This window comes from Dictyobacter formicarum, assembly GCF_016587435.1.
Genome location: NZ_BNJJ01000001.1, coordinates 206234 through 228217, shown reverse-complemented (window position 1 = coordinate 228217; position 21984 = coordinate 206234). Strand labels below are relative to the sequence as shown.

Genomic DNA, 21984 nt, shown 5'->3' with positions numbered 1-21984 from the left:
TCTATCATTTAGGCGCGCTTACCGAGAAGTGAGAGAGCACAAATTGCGCAATGTTGTGCCCGAGCTCTATGCCCGAATCGTGATCAAGCCGAGTGTGCTGTCCCGCAAAGATCCGGCTCAGGCCTGCCTCCGTCGCAACGTCCGTGTAGCTGGCAAAGGTTCGAACGGTGCCTGGTAGGGCGTCAGAGGTTACTCGGACGTGATCCTGGTTCCCGAAGAAGTCAGACAGCACGGTTGCTGCAGCCGCGCTTATTGTGCTGTGAGCACCCGGATAAGAGGGATCAGGTGCGGTGATGGCGAGTGGAGTCCAAGTCGGGTCGCCGATTGTGAGCGGATTCCCAACCGTGTTGGCTTCGCGGATTGCTGTGATGGGTCTCCACAGCTGGTAGTGGTATTTAGCGTCATAGAAGGCGATTGTGTTGTCGGCGAAGGATAGGTTGAGAACCGCGAACAGGCGCGCGGTGCTCTCCAGATTCGTCTGGTGAGCGAGGGCGGCGTTCTCGGCAACCTCATTCCACGTGTTCCAGATCGGCCCCGCCCAGAACTTTGCGACCATAGTCTGGTCGGCTGTCCGTGTCTTGCTGCTGTTTTGACCCAGGCTCTTCACCTCGTTTAGAGCTTGTGCGTAAATCCATTCCTCTGTACGGCCAGGCGCTCAATGTTTCTACCGGCATAAAATCGGTAAGCACCGCTTCGCCGGCATTGCTAGCGAAGCGGGTTTGCAGAACATTACTCTTGCGCAGATAGTGCTGTGATCCAACAAGCGAGCTATCTGTCGGAGCAATCTGGAAGTAGCCGCCGCGCTCTGCATCGAGCAAGCGACAAAAGATGGCCGGGCTATCGAAGTCCGGTAGGCATCCCCAATCTACAGACCCATTTGGTGATATCAGAACCACTGAATGGCAATCGCCGATGATGCCATATGAGTTGATCGGTGGATATGTTCGGTGACGCTCGTTCGCCCTAACCATTTTGTACCACTTCTTTCTTTACACTATAGGGCTCTTTGCCTGAACCTGCGATGTCACGCACGCACCTTTTGACTAACAGATCTGCCTACAACAAGTAACAGGATTGCTCCAAGCAGGATGAGCGCAGATGCCGGAGCGGCCCCCCCAACAGCGAAAAGCGGGGCGTGGCCTGAAAGGAAGGAGCGTTCACCAAAGATGAAGATCACAATCGCTATGACGTAAAAGAGTTTACTGCCCATGCGATAGCCAACGTGATTGTACTTGTGCGCAGCCGCTATCCTGAAAGCTCCACGTATCACCAGAAGCAAGAGCACTGCCGCGATCCAGACGATCAGTCCCACCGTATTCCCCTTTGGTCCCACCTGAAAACCGTTTACTCCCAGCGTCAAGTTAGAGTAGCTCCCATACAGCATGATCGCCAGACCAAGGACGAGAAGAGCGTCAGTTAGCAGCAGGCGAGGAAATGTAGCAGGACCCCGCCAGGTCTCTAACCGTGCTTTGATACCCTCACGACCTATGAGAAGAAACATGCCAGGAACGGTAATCCCTAAAAAGCTAATCCAATTCCACTGAGGAGGTTTCAGTGCCGCTCCCGCTAGTTGTCCAAACGCAATCGCCATCAGAATGGTTCCAACAATCAGGATGACACCATCACGGAGCATAAGAGAAAACGTGATGTGCCCTAATGGGCGAGCAGGCTTGGAGACTCCCGATAAGACCAACCCACCGGCACCAAAGAACAGACCCACCAGGACAGTGATGAACTGAGCCAGAGCAATTGCCGCAGAAGCATAACCCAGGTGAAAAGCTGTCATAGCAAAACCAAAGTACAAAAACGCGTTGGCCAGAGCCCCGTCACCAGGAAGTATCCCTATACTACTATGCATGTGTTTCTTATCCAATATCATACGCCAGAGCATAATAGCAGCATGGAGCATGCCCAGGCTGAAAACAATCTCAGCCACCTTGAAAAACATGTCCAGGCCGACAACAACAGCACTCCCATTGAAGATTATGCTCGTCGGAGTAAGGAGGGCCAGGGCGAGCATGACGACGCCAAGAATAGTAAACGCACACGCGCTTACCAGACTATACCCTTTGACAACGTTATTCATTGGAAGGTGAGCAGGCGCATCTTTTACTTCAGCAATTGAGAGCGTCTTATCCATCGAAATTCTCCTTCGCCTGACTGGACAGCTATTGTCCATAGTACGGTTAAGAAATGCTTTGAAACTCAATGGTTTCATGATCTGATTGTCCAGACACATCTCCCTGTATGTTTTCCCTTACCTACTCAGACTATGTTTGCCGAAAATTATTCCCCCTGTCATCGAAAATAAGCGAAAGCTCTACATTATAAGTGCAAATACAACAAAAATGTTGTATTCTTATTTCTATAAAGAAAACACAAGAAAAGCGCGGGGCGTTGCTGGCTTGTCACCGATGCCCTGCTCATGGCACCTGGCTTTCACAACTGAACACTCCACCAAACCGGAGCAAGGTCATTAGAGAAGGATCGATGAATCTATTATGAGTTTCGCGGATACTTTCCTCACAGAACATCTGGCAACACTGCGTCAGAAATTGTTAGACCATCCATTATGGACCGCAATTGAGCAGGGGACACTCCCAATTGAGCGCCTGCGCCTGTTCGCCCTCCAGGATGCTCTGGTCGTCATGCAAATGTATCGTTTGGATGCGCTCGCGATCGCTGGCGAGACTGATATAGCCGCTCAGGTGTTGCTGATCAACAAGTTGATCCCGAAGGTCGGTGGGCATGAGCTCTTGATCCGCTTCGGTGAGGCAGTCGGCCTGCAGCGCTCGGATTTCGAGCAGGTTGAACCTCTGGCTGGCTGCATGGCCTTGACGAACTATTTCTATTGGATGCTCGCGTATGGATCACCCGGCGAACGGCTGGCCGCCGTCAGTGCCAGTGAAGATATTTTTATCCAGATTTGCCTGCGGATCGCACCGGCGCTAATCAAGCACTATGGCCTCACAGAAGCACAGATCGAATTTTTCTGGGGACATAAAGATGTAGAAGAAAAGGTCGCCCCTATCGATCAACAGTTGTTGCAACGGTATAGTGAGCCCACGGAACGCATCAAAATCACGCGCGCGATCCGCCTCAGCCACGAATATGAGCTCATGTTTTACGACACCATTCTCAGCGCGCCGCTAGCCTGAATCGCCAGCGCGGCCCGGTAGACCCAGGTATTCTGATAAATATCATTTTCTGAAGTATACGCTAAATGCATGAGTTATGTTGACACTTATCTATATTGGCAGGAATAAACGGGATAATCAAGCACCTTCTCGAAACCTAACTTCAAGGCAGTTGCTATGGATGGCGTGTTTGTGGCCCAACAATGCCAGCCGATTTCCGTTGCTCCCTCGGCAAATGCGTGCCTGATCACTGCTGATGCGAGATATGTGGCAATTCCTTTGCGTTGGTATGCTTCGATTGTCTCAATACCCAGCTCATAGCGGCCCTGGTAGTGATATTCGGCCAGGCACCAGGCAACGAGCTTGTGACCATCTTGTGCCGAGAAGCCGAAATTCTGACGGAAAAAGTGCTCAAGCGAAGGACTCTCTGAAAGTATCTCTTCAAGCAGAAGTTGCCTGTTCACAAGTGGAGAGTCTCCTACCATGGCCTCATCAATGCGACCTGGTGTTATATTTTCTGGAAGAGGCTTGCTCCATGACGAGGATGGTTCTCTCAGGCGGTAAAACTGTCGCCAGCCAGAAAAGGTTTCTTGCTTTTGAAGCAATTGCTCAATGGATTGTTTCCATGTGTTTGATGCGTAGTACAGCACAAATCCGTAGCTCTCCGCACGAGACTGTTTGAAGAGCATGTGTATGACGTCTCCGAGCACGCTTTGCTCCGGCAATCCGCTCACATAGATTCGATGCTGGTTGGACGGAATCAAGATTGCAGTTCCTGGGCTTGCAGGATCATCGACATAGATCCTTCCTGGCAATATTCCAGCAAGGACGGTCAGCACTGCAAGATGACATGTCATTTCCTCAAACAGGGAATGTACTCTGGTATAGTTGTCTGGTTCTAACAAAAAAGACATAGGTATCCTTCCTCATCTTGACGTTGAGACTCATACTAACCTGGCTGAGTCCTAGCGTTGTTGGCTTATGCCTTCCTTATCAGGGATGAGGACCTTATCATTATCCTCACTTGTTTATATGGTCCGTGCTTTTCAGTTCAGAAAAGCACGGACCATAAGGAGTACTCCGAAGGCTATAGCATAAACCCCCATCAACCACACCCAGGACAAGAGCCCTACATCCGGTCGAAGGGCCTCCGCGCCAATACAACAGAATTATCTTTGCTGCTCTGCTTCGACGGTCACCTGCTGCGGTTGACTCTCGCTGCCGGCGATAGTGATCCGCTTCGGACGGCTTGCTTCACTGATTGGAACCAGAATCGTGAGAATTCCATTCTGGAGGCGTGTTTGAATATTATTAGTATCTATAGGTCTGGGGAAGGTAATTGTTCGTTCAAACGAGCCGGAGACGATTTCTCGCGAGAGCCAGTTATGTCCTTGTCGATGACGTTCTATCGCGCCCCGTCGAGCTTGCTGCACCTGTTGCCCGCCGGTCTGCTGCACCTGTGGCTGGCTTTGCTGTTGAGGTGCTTCACCCTGTACCTGGCCTGCTTGCGCTTGTTGCTGGCTTTGAGTCTGGCCCTGGGGTTGGTTCTGATGCTCGTTCTGATGGCTATAGCGTCCTCGAATTGTCAGAGTGTTTTGATCAACCATGAGCTCGATATCTTCTGGCCGCACCCCTGGGAGCGCAACATCCACTTCATAGCCATTTTGCGTCTCGCAGATGTCCATTGGTGCTAGAGCAGTGGGTGCGCTGGGTATTAAACTGGGCTGCACAAAGCTCTGTTCAAGCAGTTGATCCATCACACGGCGCAGACTGAGGGCTTCGCGGAAGGGATCGTGACGAGTAATCATAGATTTATGCCTCCTTGTTTTGAGTATGCTTTGTTATCTGTTGTTTCCTGACATTCCTCGGTATCCTGTGGAAAAGTGAGTAATGCTTTGGAGTTACTGATGTGGGTAGTCGTGCCACGTTCTTGATTTATTGTACAGTAGTAACGAAACTGTGAAACATCTACAGGCTAGAGGCATACTACATCAAATGTGCTATTCCTGTAGAGACCAGTTGGGACAACAGAATACACCAGCAAATTGGTGCTGAAGCTGCGCTAAGAGACCCGCTACAAGATGACAATGCGTTTATTACAACCTACAAAGTATATGCTGTCCTCAGTACTTTGTCAATTATTTGTATTCCCTTATCTACTATTAATGTGTGAACAAAAATATATTTTCTATAGAAGAAAGGCGCGCCGGGATGAACCGGGAACAACCAGGTGTGTACCCTGGTGATCTTCCTTAACAGGTAACATGGAACAAGCTCATAATGGGGCCCGTGGCCTTATTCCAGGTATGGATTGCTTCAGGCGTTGGAAGAAGATCCACCTGACACTGTTTTCGCTTGAAGTAATCAGCTGCTTCCTCTGAAAGTCGCACGTTTCCAACCTGTCCGGTACCGATGATAAGCCGTTTTACCTCTGGTTCATAAACGTGTTTGGCTTCGTCGAGTGATAAGATGTGCGATGTGCCATAGATCGCCTTCGATAACTTTTTCTTCCGCTTTTCCACCTGGCCATTCAGCCTGATAATCACATCATGTTCAAAGATGGTTCCTTCAATGGTAATAGAACCAAAGGTTGTCTGATCAATGTGGGGTTTCATTTTGCTGCTCCTCCCTATTTGGATGACGAATCGTGTTGAAGATGATGCGAACTCATGATGTAGAACCCACGCTCCGGGAAACGACAATCACCTTATTATATCCTTCAGGGAGTTGCCATATCTTGCAGAGAATAATGGATGATATGAGTCATCCCTCATTTTTCTGGCTTTCCATGTGAAGTACTGAGCACTTCACTGAGATGATATCCTGGATCAGTTACGTGTCACTCATTCTTCTACCAAATGGTTGACAGCCGTCCTTTTCTATGTTATCTTTCTACCAAATGGTAGAAGATTTCACGGAAAGGGATATACAAAGCAAAGATGACCCGAACGGTAAACGGATCAACAACACACGCAGGCCAGCGACGTCAATCGCTCATAGAGGCGGCATATCAAAGCATTGCGCAAGAGGGTCTCAAAGGACTACGTACACGAGACGTCGCGGCACAGGTTGGGATGACGCATGCAACGCTGCACTACTACTTTCCCACCAAAGAAGCATTGATCGAGGCAGTCGCAGATTATGCTGTCTTTCAGAAATTGCTCGTGGATGTTCCATATGATAATCAAGAGGGTTCTCCAAGAGAACGCTTGCATCAGTTTCTAATCACCTTACAGCACAACATACGAGAAGAGCCAACTCACTTTCTTGTCCTTTATGAACTGGCGCGTTACACACGCCAGTGTCCAGCCATACGTGAAATCTTTCAGCGTCAGACGTTTCACCCATCCTGGCATCGCTTCATGGCAACGCTCCTCGATGAAGGAATCCGGCAGAGAGAATTTCGCGCTGATCTCAATGCAGAGGACGGTGCCTCGATTTTGATGATGTTCATTTTAGGTCTGGGCACATCCCTGCTCATGCCTGTTCCCGGTGATCCAGAGCAGATGATTCAGCAGATTGAGCACTGGCTCATAGGCTGAATTACAGGGAACATCTCTACTTTTCCTTTGTATTAAAAAGGTTTGCATGTGAGGACAGAAGCGATGAATGCTCTCTCCTATATCCTGTTGTCTTGTTGTCTTATCAACATGCTGAGCATTTATATGACGAAAGGAGATTCCATAATGAACCAGAAACCATTTCGTTTTGGCCTTGCAGCTGGCAGAGGGAATTCGAGAACGGCCTGGAGAGACAAAGCGCGCAAAGTAGAAGATCTTGGCTATGATATTCTCCTCGTGCCTGACCATGTGACCACTGACCTGGCCCCGATCACGGCTCTTGCAGTGGCTGCCGAAGCCACCAGGACGTTGCGCATTGGAAGTTTTGTTTTCTGCAATGATTTCAGACATCCAGCCCTGCTGGCCCGCGAAGCAGCCACTCTCGATTTGCTTTCGGAGGGACGCTTTGAACTGGGTTTGGGCGCAGGATACGAGCTTAAAGATTATACCCAAACAGGTATTCCCTTTGACGCACCTGGTCTACGCGTCAGCCGACTCGAAGAGACGTTGCTGATTACGCGGCAGTTCTTTACCGAAGAGGTGATCAATTTCTCAGGCCGGCATTATACGATTACTGGATTGCGTTGTTCGCCCAGGCCCGCACAGCAGCCTTATCCTCCCATCTTTCTTGGAGGCAGTGGGAAGCGCCTGCTCTCTATCGGCGCCCGTCTGGCTAATAGCCTGGGGATCGGGTTCCAGAGTATTACCGATGCGCAGGGGAAGTTTTTGCCTACAGCGCCAGAGGAGATCGAAGAGAAAATTACCTGGATACGCCAGGCTGCAGGGGAACGCTTTGAACAACTTGAACTTGGGTACACGCTCTTTTCTGTGCAAGTGACCAATCAACGTGTCCATGTCCCGCTCAATTTTCATACCATGATTGGCACCCAGGAGCAGATTATTGATGAGCTTCTAGAGAGGCGTGCCCGCTTCGGGTTAACGTATGTTCAAGTAACCGAGCAATCTTTGGATTTCTTTGCGCCCATTGTCGCACGACTGTCCGGTAAAATAAGGCTATAATCGAACAAGAAAGGATGCTTCTCGCATGATATCATCTCCACAGATGAATCAAGAATTTCCAACATTTATGGTACACGGTAAGCCAGCTCGGCCCTGGTTAGCATTGCTCGCGCTCGTTTTTGGTCTCTTTATGGCGCTGCTTGATGCGACCATTGTCACCATCGCGCTCCCAACGATCCAACATAGTCTGCAGACCGATCTTTCTACGGTCAGCTGGGTGCTCAATGCCTATAATCTTGGGTTTGCAGTCCTCCTGGTCACTATCGGACGTTTTGCCGACCAGCACGGGCGAAAGCGGTTCTTTCTGCTCGGAATGGTTCTCTTTAGCCTTGGGTCGCTCGCCTGTGCTACTGCCCAATGGCTCGGGAATATCACCGGTACCTCAGCTATCGGCTGGTTGATTGCCTCGCGGGCTTTACAAGCAATTGGGGCGGCAGGCCTGACTCCAGTCAGCCTGGCAATCATTACAGCCATTTTTCCTCCGCAAAAGCGTGGTGCGGCCATTGGCGTCTGGGGGGCCCTTGCAGGACTGGCAGCCGCTGTGGGGCCTGTACTGGGTGGTTTTCTGGTTCAGCAACTAGGCTGGGGTTGGATTTTCTTCGTCAATTTGCCCTTCTGTGCGATTGGCCTGGTGATGGTCTTTCTGTTCGTTCCCGAAACTCGCGCGCTTCGCACCAGCAAACGTGTCGATCTCCTCGGCGTGATCACATTAACCATTGGGCTCTGCTGTCTTATGCTTGCAATGATGGAGGGCAACGACTGGGGATGGGTTTCTGTACCGGTCCTTGCACTCTTTGGTGGCGCGCTTCTAGGAGCATTTCTTTTTGGCTACGTAGAATTTCTTCAGCGGAAACAGGATCCGATGGTCGATTTCTCCCTCTTCAAGACAGTGAGCTTTAGCGGAGCAAACGTAACCATGTTCCTGTTTAGCGTGGCCGTGCAGGGAGCGTTCCTCATCCTGGTACTTTATCTGATGAACACGATGGGGTATGGGCAACTGCAAGCAGCCTATGCCCTTCTCCCAATGCCACTTGCACAGATGGGAAGCGCGGCGGTGCTGGGTCGCATGTCGCAGAAAGTTAATCCCTACCTGGTTGGAGTGATTGGGATGTTCGGACTGTCAGTGGGCTTTGTACTGCTCTGTCTCCTCCCATCTGATGCCTCTTACCCAAACATTGCCTGGCGGATGGTTTTGTTAGGTGTGAGTTCAGGAATGCTCTTCCAGAGCCAACCAGGCATCGCTCTCGCAGAGATTCCGCGCGCCAGACTTGGAGTAGGTAGCGGTGTTTTCAACACCTTCAGGCAGATCGGCTTTGCCCTGGGGGTGGCTGTCTTGCTTAGCGTGTTTGTCGGACAGATCCCTTCCGATCTCAATCAAGCGCATGATGATGTAATTGGCATGGTGCAACATGATAGCCGACTGCCCGCCCAGCTGCGAATAGCTATCATCACGCATCTGCGGGAAACAGCGTCCACAGATGCGAACGCATCAAATGCAGAAGGAGCGTCTGGCAACACGACAAGTTACTACGACCTGACGAAGCTTTCTGACCAGCTCCCGCCTGCGATGCCCACCCAAACTCGTGCATCCGTCCGAACGGAGTTGCGCTTATTAAGCATACATATCAATACTACGTTCCAAGAACACATCGAGAAGGCATATAAAGCTTCCTGGTGGGTCGCAGCGAGTGTGGGGCTCGCAGGAATGCTCTCAGCTCTTCTCACTCTGTTTGCTTCCCGCAAGTCATCAAGCATTCCAGCACATGAGGAGCAGACAGAAGAAGCAGGCGTGGGCGTTATCTGAGCGCCCACCTGTTGACACACGAATCGCTCACACGAAAAAACTGCTTATTCTTTTGAAACGCCGATCTCATGATCTCGGAAGAAAGCACGCCAGGGACCACAACCGAGCATGAAGGGTTGCATGAGCGCTCGCTCGGCCTGGATAGTGTGATTCAAATCGTGAGCTGCCCATGTATGAAGCATCTCGGCCAGGGTAACCGTACCCAGTTTAGGATGCTGGGTGGTCCGCTTCAGGTCGTCATCCGTCACCTGTTTGATCAGGACAAGGCTTTCCTGACGGTATCGTGTAAACGCGGCAGCAAGCTGCTCTGGAGTCTGTATATCAGGGTCAGTGTGTTGCTGATGTGGATCGAAATCGCTGAAAGCCTGCCCTGCTAAAAAAGCGCGGAATCGGACAGGAAAGAGTACGCGTTCCGCATCCAATAAATGCTGTAAGCAATTGAGTGCTGACCACTCCCCTGTGGCCGGCGTACGTGTCAGCAGATCAATGGGAAAAGTGCTGACCAGCCGTTGCCAGCGCTCCGGGGTGGTGGAGAGGACAGCTTGTACGTGCTCTAACCAGGTATTCAATGAGAACCTCCTTTTGTCTTTTCCAAAGCCTGAAAAGCTTAACGAGTACGGAAACGATTATATCTGTCTCAACCGGCCTGAGACTGCAGCAATCTGGCCGGAGACAAAGATAAGAAAGGCTCGGTGTATTGCTTGGCAGAAAACAATCCATGTGCTACCATTCTGCCATGAATGGAACAGTTCTGCCAGTGGCAGAAAAGACAAGGAGCATCAAAAAACTGCCATGCATACCATTGCAGTTCTCATTTACGACGCCGTCAACCCTTTTGAACTGGCTGTCGCAACGGAAGTCTTTGGATTTGAACGTCCTGAGCTTGGTGTGCCGTGGTATCGCTTCCTGATCTGTGCCGTTGAACCACGACCTATTCGAACCTCTGCCGGCATCTTTCTCACAACGTCGTATTCTCTTGAGCACGTCGAAGAGGCTGATACCATCATTCTTCCAGGTTCGCGTCCGGGCAACGTTCCTGTTCCAGAAACGTTGCTTGATACCCTCCGCAGGTCCTATCAACGGGGAGCCCGCATCATAACGCTCTGTACGGCCACATTTCTCCTGGCTGCCGCAGGGCTATTGGATGGTCGTTGCGTCACAACCCATTGGGCATGGGCAGCAGAACTGGCCGAGCGTTATCCCAGGGTGCACGTCGATCCACAGAGACTATATACCGATGATGGTCAGATACTTACCTCTGCCGGAACAGCGGCCGCGATTGATCTCTCACTCCACGTAGTGCGCCAGGACTATGGCGCCGAGATCGCGACGGCCATTGCCAGACGAATGGTTGTTCCTCCACATCGCGATGGCGGTCAGGCGCAATACATTGAGACACCGCTGCTCTCTGCACGAGAGAAGGGCGAACCGTTTGGCGTGACGCTTGAATGGATTACCGCCCACCTGCATGAAAATCTCACTGTGGAACAAATGGCGGCTCGGGCAGTGATGAGTCCACGAACATTTGCACGCCGCTTCCAGGCAACCCTCGGGACAACTCCCTATCAATGGTTGCTCCAGCAACGCGTTTTACTCGCTCAGCGTCAATTGGAAACGACCAATGAATCCATTGAGCGCGTGGCTACCTGCTGTGGTTTCAGTTCAGCAGCCACATTTCGTCTGCACTTTCAACGTCTCCTCCACATTTCACCACAGATGTATCGCCACACCTTTCACCACGCGAACAGAAGAGAATGGTAATGACCATTGCATAGCGCGCAAAAATAACGTATGTTCATGTATGGAGAAAATGATACGCGCACCTTTGTTCGAAATCCCAGATCAGTTGATGGTTCCTGGATGTATTTCTGATCGCGTGCAGCAACGTGATTGGTTTGGAGAAGCGACAGCCTAGGAGGTCATGATGGAGCCAACCCTGCATATCCAATTGCTTGGTGATTTCAGCCTGATCTACGCTGATCGACAAGTAACTAGCTTAAACACCATGCGCCTGCAGTCATTGCTCGCTTACCTCGTGTTGCATCGTGATATTCCCCAACAACGCCAGCATCTCTCCTTCCTCTTCTGGCCTGACACAACCGAGGCACAGGCTCGCAATAACTTGCGCCAACTGCTCCATCAGCTGCGCCAGGCGCTTCCGGATGCTCAGCACTTTCTTGCTGCCGACGTGCACACATTGCTCTGGCACTCCACCACCCCCTTCTATCTCGATGTCGCCGAATTCGAACAGACACTTACACTTGCAGACGCGGCCACACGACGCAACGATCAGCACGCATTACAAGCCGCCCTTAAACAGGCAGACAGCCTGTATCGTGGTGAACTCCTTCCTGGCTGCTATGATGAATGGCTTTTACCTGAGAGGGAGCGGCTCCGCCTGCGCCACTTGCAGGCATTAGAGCAACTGCTCCACCTTTTTGAAGTGCAGGGTGACACTGTTACCGCCATCCACTATGCCCAGCGTTTGCTCGGACTCAATCCTCTCTCTGAAGATCTCTATCGTCGTCTGATGCGCTTGTTTGCTTTGAATAACGATCGCGCCAGCGCGTTGCACGTCTACCATACTTGTGTCACCACTTTACAACGCGAAATGGGCGTCGACCCTGATCCTGCGACCCGCGAAGCCTACGAGTGCCTTCTGCAGCAAGAGACACAGACCATTCAACCAATTGTGCACCCGAAGCCGCTGCCTGTTTCCCCAACGCTCATCGGACGAGAGCGTGAGTGGAAGCAACTGCATGATGTCTGGCAGCGTGCTCTTTTTGGCGGACCCCAATTTGTGTTAGTGACCGGAGAAGCGGGTGTGGGCAAATCACGGCTGGCCGAGGAATTCTTGCTGTGGGCGAGCCAGCAGGGAATCGTTACCGCGAAGGCACGCTCTTATGCCGCTGAGGGTCAAATTTCGCTGGCTCCGGTGACAGAGTGGCTCAGGAATGAGGGTCTGCGAGCCTCGCTCAGGCAACTCGATGCGGTCTGGCTCACGGAAGTTGTACGTCTCCTGCCGGAGCTGCTAGAGGAGCAGCCAGAGTTACCCCACTATGGGCCAGTGACTGAGTATGGCCAGCATCAGCGCTTCTTTGAGGCCCTGGCGCGCGCCATACTTCTCACGCCACAGCCATTACTTTTATTGCTCGACGACTTACAATGGTGTGATCAGGAAACGCTTGCCTGGCTACATTTGCTGTTACGCTTCGACCCGGCGGCCCGACTGCTCATTGTCGGATGCGCTCGTGAGGAAGAACTGCCACCACACCATCCGTTGCGCACCTTTCTGCTACACCTACGTAGCACTATGGGTGTGACAGAAATCCCGCTCGAGCCGTTAGACGCAGCGGAATCCGCGAAACTAGCATCGCAGGTGGCAAAACGTGAGCTGAAGATAAACGAGGGGTTGCGCTTGTATCATGAGACTGGCGGATATCCCCTGTTCGTGGTTGAAATGATGCGGGCCGATCTGGAACGAGGCGCTGCAAGCCTACCAGGGGTCGATTGCCCTCAGCAGCAACCGCAACTTGATGATGTTCGAACGCTCCCGCCACGTATGCAAGCGGTGCTCGCTGGTCGCCTCCTGCAACTCTCTCCCTCTGCCCGTGCGTTTGTTGAACTGGCTGCGACCATTGGCCGCGCATTTACAATTGACCTCTTGAGTACCGTAAGCAACGCCGATGCCGAGAGCACCGTACGTGCGCTCGACGAACTCTGGCATAAACGGATTGTACGCGAACACGGCGTGAACAGCTATGACTTCACCCATGATAAGCTGCGCGAGGTGGCGTATGGAGAGATCAGCGCGCCACAGCGTCGTATGCTGCATCGTCGTGTCGCGCAAGCGTTGGAAACCATGCATGCCGAAGATCTCGACCCGGTTAGTGGTCAGCTTGCCTGGCATTACGAGCGAGCAGGCATGATCGAGCAGGCGCTCTCGTATTATCAGCGTGCAGCAGCAGTAGCGCAGCGCTTGTATGCGAATGAGGACGCCATCAGCCTTCTTGAGCGGAGCCTAACGTTGCTTAAGCTCCTACCCGCCGGTTCGAAACGTGACAAACAGGAGCTCAATTTGCAACTTGCGCTGGCCCCCATCTACCGAGTGATCAAAGGCTGGGCCGCGCCGGAACTGGAGCATGTACTCGATCGTGCCATCGAGTTGTGTGACACGGTTGGTAACGCCGAGCAGCGAGGGCAGGTGCTCTATGGATTACAGTCCCTCTACGTTGTACAGGCCAGACTCGAATGTGTGCAAATGGTCTCCGATGAGCTGCATACCCTGTATCAAGATTCTTTTGGCACCGTGCCGCCGCAGTTTGTCGATATGGTATTGGCGGGGGCACAACTGCACCAGGGGAAAATCAGTGAAGCAAACGCTCAATTTGCAGAGATTATCGCTGTGCATGATCCTGATCAACTCCTCCATCTTCAAGAGTCACAGGGATCGAACTATGCAGCACATGCGCGGGCATGGAAATCACACGTGCTTTGGTGCCTGGGCTATCCACAGCAAGCGCTCGGTTGTGGGCTTGACGCGATCAAACTGGCCCAGGGTCCGAGTCAACCTTTCAACCATGCGTTGGCGTCTGCCTACCTGGCCTTGCTACAGCAGTTGCGCGCCGACGAGGCAGTCGCTCGAGAGCACGCCGAGCAAGCACTCGCGCTTGCGAGCAAGTGCCAGGCCTCCTACTATCGGGCGTGGTCAGACATCTTAGTTAGCTATGCGCTAGCCCTGGAGCAACCCAATGAAGAACGCATTGGACATCTGTATGGCTCGATCACTGAATTCAAAGCATCGGGCGCCAGATTGCGCTTACCGTATTATCTCTCACTGCTCGCACAGGTCTGCGGGAAAGTCGGGCGTGTTGAGGAAGGGCTAGCATTCATAGATGAGGCGCTGGCGGAAGCCCGTACACATAATGAGCGTTGGTGGAATGCGGAGTTACACCGGCTGCGAGGTGAGTTGCTACTCATGCATGGTATAGACGCATCTGAAGTTGAAACGTCATTTCTTAGAGCGATCGAGATTGCGCGATCACAGCAAGCCAGGTCGTTGGAGCTTCGTGCGACGATGAGCCTGGCGCGGTTGTGGATTACACAGAATCGATCAGATGACGCGAAACGTCAGCTTAAGGGCGTGTACAGCTGGTTTACAGAAGGGTTTGAGACTCCAGACTTACAGACTGCTCGCATGCTTCTCGCGCACCTATAACCGGCCTGTGCCTGCGGTGGTTATGCAATAATAACGCTTTGCTAACGCGAACCTGTTGGTGAACATCGTCATCCATCTTGAAAAAGCTTCCACATCCGGCATTACCAAACGTTGTCCTAACGCTGCCCATGCTATCCTAAGTCACATAAAGATAGCATAGTAGTTCGCAACTTTGTTTGAAACAGCGCAAACAAGGAGAAAGGTATAATGGAACAACAATACGCTACAGTCACTTTGGATGAGACGATGGTCCAGGATCTGGCATCTCGCCTGCGTGGTGCGCTGCTTCGACCCGGCGACGCGGACTACGAGCAGGCTCGCCAGGTCTACAACGGCATGATTAACAAGCACCCTGCGCTCATTGCTCGCTGCGTGGATGTGGCCGATGTGATCGCGGCCATCAACTTTGCGCGCGACCACCAACTGACATTGGCTGTCCGGGGTGGCGGGCACAATGGTCCCGGACTGAGCACCTGTGACGACGGTCTGGTAATCGACCTCTCTGAGATGAAGGGTATTCGCGTTGATCCAGAAGCACGCACGGTTCGCGTTGCAGGCGGCTGCACGTGGGGAGAAGTGGACCATGCCACTCATCCCTTCGGATTGGCGACGCCGAGCGGCTTCATTTCAACTACTGGCGTTGGTGGGCTGACGTTGGGCGGCGGCATTGGCTACCTCGCACGTACATTCGGCCTGACGATCGACAACCTATTGGGTGTTGACATAGTGCTCGCCGACGGCAGCTTCGTCATGGCCAGCGCCGACGAGCATGCCGACCTGTTCTGGGCGGTCCGCGGTGGTGGTGGCAACTTCGGGGTCGTCACCTCGTTTCTGTTCCAACTGCATCCTATCAGCACGGTTTACGGCGGTCCGATGCTCTGGCCGCTCGACCAGGCAGCAGACGTAATGAAATTCTGGCGCGACTTCATCTTGAACGCTCCCGAAGAGATTAATGGCTGGTTCGGGTTTATCACGGTGCCACCGGCCCCACCGTTTCCAGAGCAATTTCATCTCCAGAAGATGTGTGCCATCGTGTGGTGCTACAGTGGAGCGCTGGAGCAAGCCGACACACTGTTCCAACCAATTCGCGCGCACATCCCGCCGGCGGTGGATTTCGCCGGACCGATTCCGTGGCCGATGCTCCAAAGTCTCTTCGACGCACTCTACCCGAAGGGCTTGCAGTGGTATTGGAAGACCGACTTCTTTACCGACCTGAGTGACAAGGCGATTGATCTGCATCTGAAGTATAGCGCGCAACTGCCGACGATGCATTCGACGGCGCACCTCTACCCGATCAACGGAGCGGCCCATCGCGCTGATGCGAGCGATACCGCGTTCAGTTTCCGTGACGCCAACTTCGCCGAGGTAATCGTTGGCGTTGATCCCGACCCGGCGAACAACGAGCGCATGATCCAGTGGGCTAAAGACTATTGGATGGCGCTCCATCCCTATTCATCAGGCGGGGGCTATGTCAACATGATGATGGATGAAGGCGCCGACTACGTGCAGGCAGCCTATCGCGACAACTATGCCCGACTGGGCGAGATCAAAGCAACGTATGATCCGGATAACTTGTTCCACGTAAATCAAAATATCAAGCCAACCACATAATGTTGCCCGAGAGCCAGACGAATAGATGGGCAATGCTTACGTAAGCATTGCTCATCTATTCGTCTGGCTCTCGGGGCTATTTTTTGAGGGCACTGATCGCTACTTCTTTTTGCCTTTTTTCTTGCGCACGGTCGTAATAGGGCGGGCTGGAGCAATTTGATTGCCCATCCCTGTGAGCCTGCCATCTTCCATTTCCAGGCGCACATCTGCCACACGTGCGATGCTGCGGTCATGCGTCACCACAACCACGGTCTTGCCCTGCTCGGCCAGCTTTTTGAGTAATTCGATAATTCTCTTGCTATTATAGGCATCCAGGTTGCCCGTCGGCTCATCGGCCAGGATCACCCTGGGATCGTTGGCCAGCGCTCGCGCGATCGCTACGCGCTGCTGTTGCCCTCCGGATAGTTTGCCGGGCAGGTGGCTATGACGGTCCTCGTTTAGTCCCACCAGGAACAGCAGGTTGCGTGCTCGCTCGCGTATTTCTTCTGCTGACTTACCGAGCACCATCTGCATAGGCAGCATGACGTTCTCCAGTGCTGTCAGATTGGAAATCAGGTGATAAGATTGAAAGACAAAGCCGATCTTCTCACGTCTGAAATGATTCTCTTTCCGGCCAGCGAGGCGCCTGACATCTACCCCATCGACGAGTAAATCTCCACTTGTAGCCTGATCTAACCCACTCATTATATACAGTAGCGTCGATTTCCCGGAGCCGCTGGGGCCAGTGATGGTGACAAATTGCTGCTCCTTAAACGAAAAGTTTACTTTATCTACCGCCTTGATGGTCTGGCCTCGATACTTGAAATATTTGCTCAAGCCCTCGGCGACAATCGTCACTGGTATCTCGTCCCATGATTTCACAGCCACTGTTCTGGTGCTGGCATCTTGAGCGCCGATATATTTGGGCATAGGTTTAAGCTTGCCATTTTCCATTTCCAGGCGCACATCTGCCAGGCGAGCAATACCGCGATCGTGCGTCACCACAATCACAGTCTTGCCCTGCTCGGCTAGCTTTTTCAGCAGCTCAATGATGCGCGTCCCGGTGCGCGCATCCAGGTTGCCCGTTGGCTCATCGGCCAGGATTACGCTGGGATCGTTGGCCAACGCTCGCGCGATCGCCACGCGCTGTTGCTGTCCGCCAGACAATTTGCCGGGCAGGTGGTTATGGCGATCTTCGTTCATTCCCACTTCTCTCAGTAGAGAGCGTGCCCGCTCACGCATATACGCTGGTGTTTGTCCTCCCGCTAGCTGCATAGGTAGCATGACATTCTCCAGCGCCGTCATATTAGATAGCAGATGGAAGGATTGAAAGACGAACCCCAGTTTCTCGCGCCTGAATTTATGTTCCTGCTGCTCTGAGAGGTGCCCCACGTCCACGCCATCAATCTGCAGTTCGCCACTTGTGGCCTGGTCCATTCCACCCAGTAGATACAGAAGCGTCGATTTGCCCGATCCACTGGGACCCATGATGGTGATGAACTGCCGCTCAGTAAAGGTAAAGTTAGCATCATCGACCGCTTTGATCTCTTCCCCTTTATGCATGAAGGATTTACTTAATCCGCTGGCGGTAATGGTGATGCGCCTCCCGTCTTGCGCCTCCGATTGCAGTGGCGTTAGCGCCTCCTCTAATTCCTCGTTTTCCTGCTCATCTATAGGGGTCAAGTCTGTATCCATGCGTATTCCCCTTTGCCTTTCTTTGGCTCCACTATATTCTGCGCAACACTTCAGCTGGCTTGATACGCGCCACATACCAGGCGGGGATAATGCTTGTCAGCACTGCCAGTCCCATGCCAAGTCCCACGATGATCAGTAGTGTTTGCGCATTTAATGTGGCGGAAGACAGATGGACATTGAGATTGGCGGCCTGCTGCGCGAACAAGGCGCGGCCAGCGCCGAATCCGCCTCTGCCAAAGCCACCAGGTGTTGGTGCCGTTGTGGTTGGCGTAGAGACATCGAAAGCCCTGGTGATGACTGATCCCAGGGTTGCAAGCAGGACCACTGCTATCAGCGCTGCCACAACGCTCAGCGCCAGCACTTCGCCCCAGAACTGGCGAATCACTTGCCAGTGCGAGGCCCCGATCGCTTTGAGGGTGCCAATTTCTACTGTTCTCTCGTGGACGGTAATAAATACGGCAAAGATAATGACCAGGGTGGCGGTAACAATCGCTACAATGAGCGCCAGCTTGCTACTGTTTTGAGCAGCATTAAGCGCGCTAATGGTACTGGCGTAGGTTGAAGCCTCGGTGACAACATCATAAGATTTACCCAGAGTGGTACGTATTTTGGCCGCCAGCGTATCCGCCTGCTCATAAGTTTGTGCGTAAACTGTAATCGAGTCCACGCCATTTACTGAAAAGATGCTCTGCATAGTTGCCATTGGGATCACCAGTGCGCTGTTGGCGAATTGTTGATCGGTGCTGAAGAGGCCAATGATGGTAAAGGTCTTGCCTTGCAGGGTAAAGGTAGAGCCGACCGACAGGCTATTGCTGCTGGCCAGTGTCTGGCTCATCATAGCCACATTAGTGTTAGCATCGCTAGCCTGGAAACTGCGTCCCGACACTAGAGTGGGTGTGCTTCCACCTGTTAAGGTAAAGTGTGTCGCGCCTGTAGAAATCCCGTTTACCGTTGGAGGAATCGAGATAGACCTGCCACCAGGCGTTTGAATTGTACTGGTTTTGAGTGTGCTATTCGTATCTGTGCGCCTCAAATTTGCCTCAACGCTGCTGACGCCGGGTAGATGCGACACTGTTGTAATGATGCTATTGGGAATAGGAGTAGAGGGCTGCCGGTTGAAGAAACCATCGCCATTGCCACCTCTATTGGTTGATCCTGTGCCGCCTGTGCCTGGCGCGTCACTCTGACTATCGTTAGTCGCGTAGTTGACTGTGATAGCTGTTCCCACCTCTTTATGTACATTTGTTAATTGTTGCTGCGCGCTGCTATTAAGGCTAACCATCGCAGCCACAAGCATCAAGCTTGCGCCTAACAGGAGCACCACTAGCAACAATCGTAGCGGGTTACGTAGCACATTCCTCATGCCACGTATAACGATATCCATGTCCCTTACTTCCTTCTGCTGATTGTTGGAACTCAAAATAAGCCTTTACGGCTAGGAATAAAAGAGAGCCTTTTGTGTTCCTAAATAGGAGTATAGGGGGCTTCTATCAGAAATGATTAAGTTGTTTGTAAAAGAGTTGTAAAATATGTTTCAACCTGGCCAAACAGTGAAGCGGTGCTGTAGTTTTTAGTGAGCTGTCTGGCATGTTTGATCATATGATTTCCTGGCTGCTAGCCTGTTGTTGAAGCATTCATGGTTACACTCATGCCGATTCTGTCTGGGTGGGGACCGTTTTGCTCCTTGACGGCTCTATCTGGATAATGTGTTGTGCCAGCAACGGGTTGTGTGCGATATCTGCCAGAGTATAGCTATCGAGGACCTGCAGAAAGGCCTGCGTCGCTTCCGCGAAGACCGAACGCAGCTGGCATTGAGGTGTGATGAAGCAGTGGTTTTTTTCGGCGTTGAAGCATTCTACAAGATAAAAATCTTCCTCAGTCTGCCGCACAAGCTGTCCTATAATAATCTCCTGAGATTAATGGCACGACCCCAGGGTTTTCCTTCGTGGCGCCGCCGTCAGGGGGCACCACGATCGAAGGGCCATTAAATGGCACACAATGTCTCTTTTGGATCATGACAGCATTCGTGTATGGGCGCTATACTACCTCTGACACCTACTTATAGCAGAGGTCCAGCAAGCCCATCAGCGTATTGAGGGACGACACAATCGTGGCAAGGTCGTCTTGGATGTATCGTAAAGAGCAGTCAGATGACGAAGCCTCCCATCTCGTGATTTTTATTAGCTTGCCTCTATAAGCAGCGAATCCAAGCATATAATGGACAAAATGAGTTTTCAGCCCTATCTAGTATATAATGGTTAATGTTGCTCTCCTATAGTAGAGTCTGAGATTAATGCTAGCCTGAAGATTGATGATGGGCCGGCGACTTTTATCAATCGAGCCAAAGTACAGTTATTTTTATTGGATAAGTGGAGACGCCGCTGTTCGCGCTTATCACTACGGTGTTGTTGAAAGACACGTTCTTGAGAAAGAGAGTTATGATGGCAAAGTACATTTTAGCATTAGATCAAGGCACAACCAGCTCGCGCGCAATTATTTTCGATCATGATGGATCAATAGTAAGCGTGGCGCAGCAGGAATTTCCTCAGATCTATCCAGCCCCTGGATTGGTAGAGCACGATCCCGAAGCTATCTGGTCCAGCCAGCTGGCGGTAGCCCAGGAAGTTATGCAGAAAGCCAACGCCTCAGCGGCTGATATTGCGGCTTTAGGTATTACTAACCAACGCGAAACCGCGCTGGTATGGGAAAAAGCCACTGGAAAGCCAATATTTAATGCTATTGTATGGCAGAGCCGCCTAACCGCCCAGATTTGTGACGAACTCACAGCCAAAGGCTTCGACAAAGAGATCCGAGAACGCACAGGCCTGGTGACCGATGCTTATTTTTCAGGCACAAAAGTGAAATGGATCCTGGATAATGTTGAGGGAGCGCGTGAAAAAGCCGAGCGCGGCGAGCTACTCTTTGGTACTGTAGATACCTTCTTGCTATGGCGCCTCTCCAAAGGTCGTATCCACGTTACTGACTATACCAACGCATCCCGAACACTACTTTTCAATATTCATACTGGTGAATGGGATGACGTACTGCTCAAAGAGCTAGGCGTGCCCCGTTCGATGCTACCGACAGTCATGCCATCCAGTGCGATCTACGGTGAGACCGATCCTGAGTTCTTTGGTGGTCCGATCAAAATGGCCGGTATCGCCGGAGACCAGCAGGCCGCAACTTTTGGCCAGGCCTGCTATGAAGTCGGTATGGCCAAAAACACGTACGGCACCGGCAGCTTTATGTTAATGAACACCGGCTCCAAAGACGTACCATCAAAGAACGGTTTGCTGACAACCATTGCCTGGGGTCTGGGAGATCCAAAGCGCGCAGACATCACCTATGCATTGGAAGGCAGCATCTTTATAACCGGCGCAGCGGTCCAATGGTTGCGCGATGGCTTACGTGCCATTCAGAGCAGCGTTGAAGTGGAAGCCCTGGCTGCGACTGAAAAGGATAATGGTGGAGTATATTTGGTGCCAGCTTTTGTTGGCCTGGGGGCGCCACACTGGGACCAGTACGCCCGTGGCACCATCGTTGGCCTGACACGTGGCTCATCGATTGGACATATCGCGCGCGCAACGCTGGAGTCAATGTGCTATCAAACTCGTGACGTGTTGGAAGCTATGGTGGCAGACAGCGGCACCCACCTCAAGACCCTGCGCGTAGACGGCGGCGCGGTCGCCAATAATCTACTTATGCAGTTTCAGGCCGATATCCTGGGAGTGCCGGTACAGCGGCCCCTGGTAGTCGAAACCACCGCTCTAGGCGCGGCCTACCTGGCCGGACTAGCCGTTGGCTTCTGGAGCAGCATGCAAGAAGTCGCCAGGTACTGGGCTGTCGACCGCACCTTTGAGCCACAGATGAGCCAGGATCAGCGTGATCACAACTACAATAACTGGAAACGTGCAGTTGAACGCTCCCTGCACTGGGAAAAATAAACTTCTCACTGCACAG

The 21984-nt window shown here is 52.2% G+C and carries 18 protein-coding genes; 8 read left to right on the top strand and 10 right to left on the bottom strand.

Going from position 1 to position 21984, the window contains the following annotated elements; all coding sequences use genetic code 11:
- Window positions 1-4 precede the first annotated feature (4 nt).
- The 3 genes from JMI88_RS00945 to JMI88_RS00935 are packed head-to-tail and all read right to left on the bottom strand — an operon-like array spanning window position 5 to window position 2140.
- Window positions 5-556 (bottom strand): vanadium-dependent haloperoxidase, encoded by a 552-nt coding sequence (locus JMI88_RS00945; protein WP_236022759.1) that lies wholly within the window; start codon window positions 554-556, stop codon window positions 5-7.
- The gene (locus tag JMI88_RS00940) at window positions 510-971 is read right to left on the bottom strand and encodes a trehalase-like domain-containing protein (protein WP_236022758.1); all 462 of its coding nucleotides are present in this window, start codon (window positions 969-971) and stop codon (window positions 510-512) included. The genes JMI88_RS00945 and JMI88_RS00940 overlap by 47 nt, the downstream gene beginning before the upstream one ends.
- Window positions 972-1024: 53 nt before the next feature.
- Window positions 1025-2140 (bottom strand): hypothetical protein, encoded by a 1116-nt coding sequence (locus JMI88_RS00935; protein ID WP_201359879.1) that lies wholly within the window; start codon window positions 2138-2140, stop codon window positions 1025-1027.
- Between the two features lie 361 nt (window positions 2141-2501).
- Between JMI88_RS00935 and JMI88_RS00930 the strand changes: the two genes are divergently transcribed.
- Complete coding sequence (locus JMI88_RS00930; protein ID WP_201359878.1) at window positions 2502-3158, top strand: thiaminase II/PqqC family protein; 657 nt, start codon at window positions 2502-2504, stop codon at window positions 3156-3158.
- Window positions 3159-3244: 86 nt separating this feature from the next.
- On the opposite strand, the gene JMI88_RS00925 is transcribed toward JMI88_RS00930, so the two are convergent.
- The 3 genes from JMI88_RS00925 to JMI88_RS00915 all read right to left on the bottom strand — a co-directional run bounded on the left by JMI88_RS00925 (window position 3245) and on the right by JMI88_RS00915 (window position 5752).
- Window positions 3245-4051 carry a GNAT family N-acetyltransferase gene (locus JMI88_RS00925; protein ID WP_201359877.1) on the bottom strand — a complete coding sequence of 269 codons (807 nt, stop codon included), beginning with the start codon at window positions 4049-4051 and terminating at the stop codon, window positions 3245-3247.
- Between the two features lie 255 nt (window positions 4052-4306).
- Window positions 4307-4945: an Hsp20/alpha crystallin family protein gene (locus JMI88_RS00920; protein ID WP_201359876.1), complete on the bottom strand. Its 639-nt coding sequence runs from the start codon at window positions 4943-4945 to the stop codon at window positions 4307-4309.
- A gap of 444 nt (window positions 4946-5389) precedes the next feature.
- Entirely contained in the window at window positions 5390-5752 is a 363-nt protein-coding gene (locus tag JMI88_RS00915) for an Mth938-like domain-containing protein (protein ID WP_201359875.1), read from the bottom strand.
- A 324-nt stretch (window positions 5753-6076) separates the two neighbouring features.
- Here JMI88_RS00915 and JMI88_RS00910 point away from each other — a divergent pair, with 324 nt between their 5' ends.
- The 3 genes from JMI88_RS00910 (at window position 6077) to JMI88_RS00900 (ending at window position 9521) form a co-directional block, all read left to right on the top strand.
- A complete protein-coding gene (locus JMI88_RS00910; protein WP_201359874.1) occupies window positions 6077-6679 on the top strand; it encodes a TetR/AcrR family transcriptional regulator in 603 nt (200 codons plus the stop codon).
- A 144-nt stretch (window positions 6680-6823) separates the two neighbouring features.
- Window positions 6824-7717 carry a TIGR03621 family F420-dependent LLM class oxidoreductase gene (locus JMI88_RS00905; RefSeq protein WP_201359873.1) on the top strand — a complete coding sequence of 298 codons (894 nt, stop codon included), beginning with the start codon at window positions 6824-6826 and terminating at the stop codon, window positions 7715-7717.
- A 25-nt stretch (window positions 7718-7742) separates the two neighbouring features.
- The gene (locus JMI88_RS00900; protein ID WP_201359872.1) at window positions 7743-9521 is read left to right on the top strand and encodes an MFS transporter; all 1779 of its coding nucleotides are present in this window, start codon (window positions 7743-7745) and stop codon (window positions 9519-9521) included.
- Window positions 9522-9565: 44 nt separating this feature from the next.
- On the opposite strand, the gene JMI88_RS00895 is transcribed toward JMI88_RS00900, so the two are convergent.
- Window positions 9566-10090 carry a DinB family protein gene (locus JMI88_RS00895; protein ID WP_201359871.1) on the bottom strand — a complete coding sequence of 175 codons (525 nt, stop codon included), beginning with the start codon at window positions 10088-10090 and terminating at the stop codon, window positions 9566-9568.
- A gap of 223 nt (window positions 10091-10313) precedes the next feature.
- Between JMI88_RS00895 and JMI88_RS00890 the strand changes: the two genes are divergently transcribed.
- The 3 genes from JMI88_RS00890 (at window position 10314) to JMI88_RS00880 (ending at window position 16350) form a co-directional block, all read left to right on the top strand.
- The gene (locus JMI88_RS00890; RefSeq protein ID WP_201359870.1) at window positions 10314-11282 is read left to right on the top strand and encodes a helix-turn-helix domain-containing protein; all 969 of its coding nucleotides are present in this window, start codon (window positions 10314-10316) and stop codon (window positions 11280-11282) included.
- Window positions 11283-11442: 160 nt separating this feature from the next.
- A complete protein-coding gene (locus JMI88_RS00885; RefSeq protein ID WP_201359869.1) occupies window positions 11443-14739 on the top strand; it encodes an ATP-binding protein in 3297 nt (1098 codons plus the stop codon).
- 246 nt (window positions 14740-14985) lie between these two features.
- On the top strand, window positions 14986-16350 hold the full coding sequence (locus JMI88_RS00880) for an FAD-binding oxidoreductase (protein ID WP_373323725.1): 1365 nt from the start codon (window positions 14986-14988) through the stop codon (window positions 16348-16350).
- A 99-nt stretch (window positions 16351-16449) separates the two neighbouring features.
- Here JMI88_RS00880 and JMI88_RS39190 read toward each other — a convergent pair whose 3' ends face one another.
- The 3 genes from JMI88_RS39190 to JMI88_RS00860 all read right to left on the bottom strand — a co-directional run bounded on the left by JMI88_RS39190 (window position 16450) and on the right by JMI88_RS00860 (window position 19925).
- Complete coding sequence (locus JMI88_RS39190) at window positions 16450-18024, bottom strand: ABC transporter ATP-binding protein (RefSeq protein WP_236022757.1); 1575 nt, start codon at window positions 18022-18024, stop codon at window positions 16450-16452.
- Between the two features lie 31 nt (window positions 18025-18055).
- Complete coding sequence (locus tag JMI88_RS00865; protein ID WP_201359867.1) at window positions 18056-19408, bottom strand: ABC transporter permease; 1353 nt, start codon at window positions 19406-19408, stop codon at window positions 18056-18058.
- 262 nt (window positions 19409-19670) lie between these two features.
- Entirely contained in the window at window positions 19671-19925 is a 255-nt protein-coding gene (locus tag JMI88_RS00860; protein WP_268905953.1) for an RrF2 family transcriptional regulator, read from the bottom strand.
- 540 nt (window positions 19926-20465) lie between these two features.
- Here JMI88_RS00860 and glpK point away from each other — a divergent pair.
- A complete protein-coding gene (glpK, locus tag JMI88_RS00855; protein WP_373323724.1) occupies window positions 20466-21968 on the top strand; it encodes a glycerol kinase GlpK in 1503 nt (500 codons plus the stop codon).
- The last annotated feature ends 16 nt before the right edge of the window (window positions 21969-21984 follow it).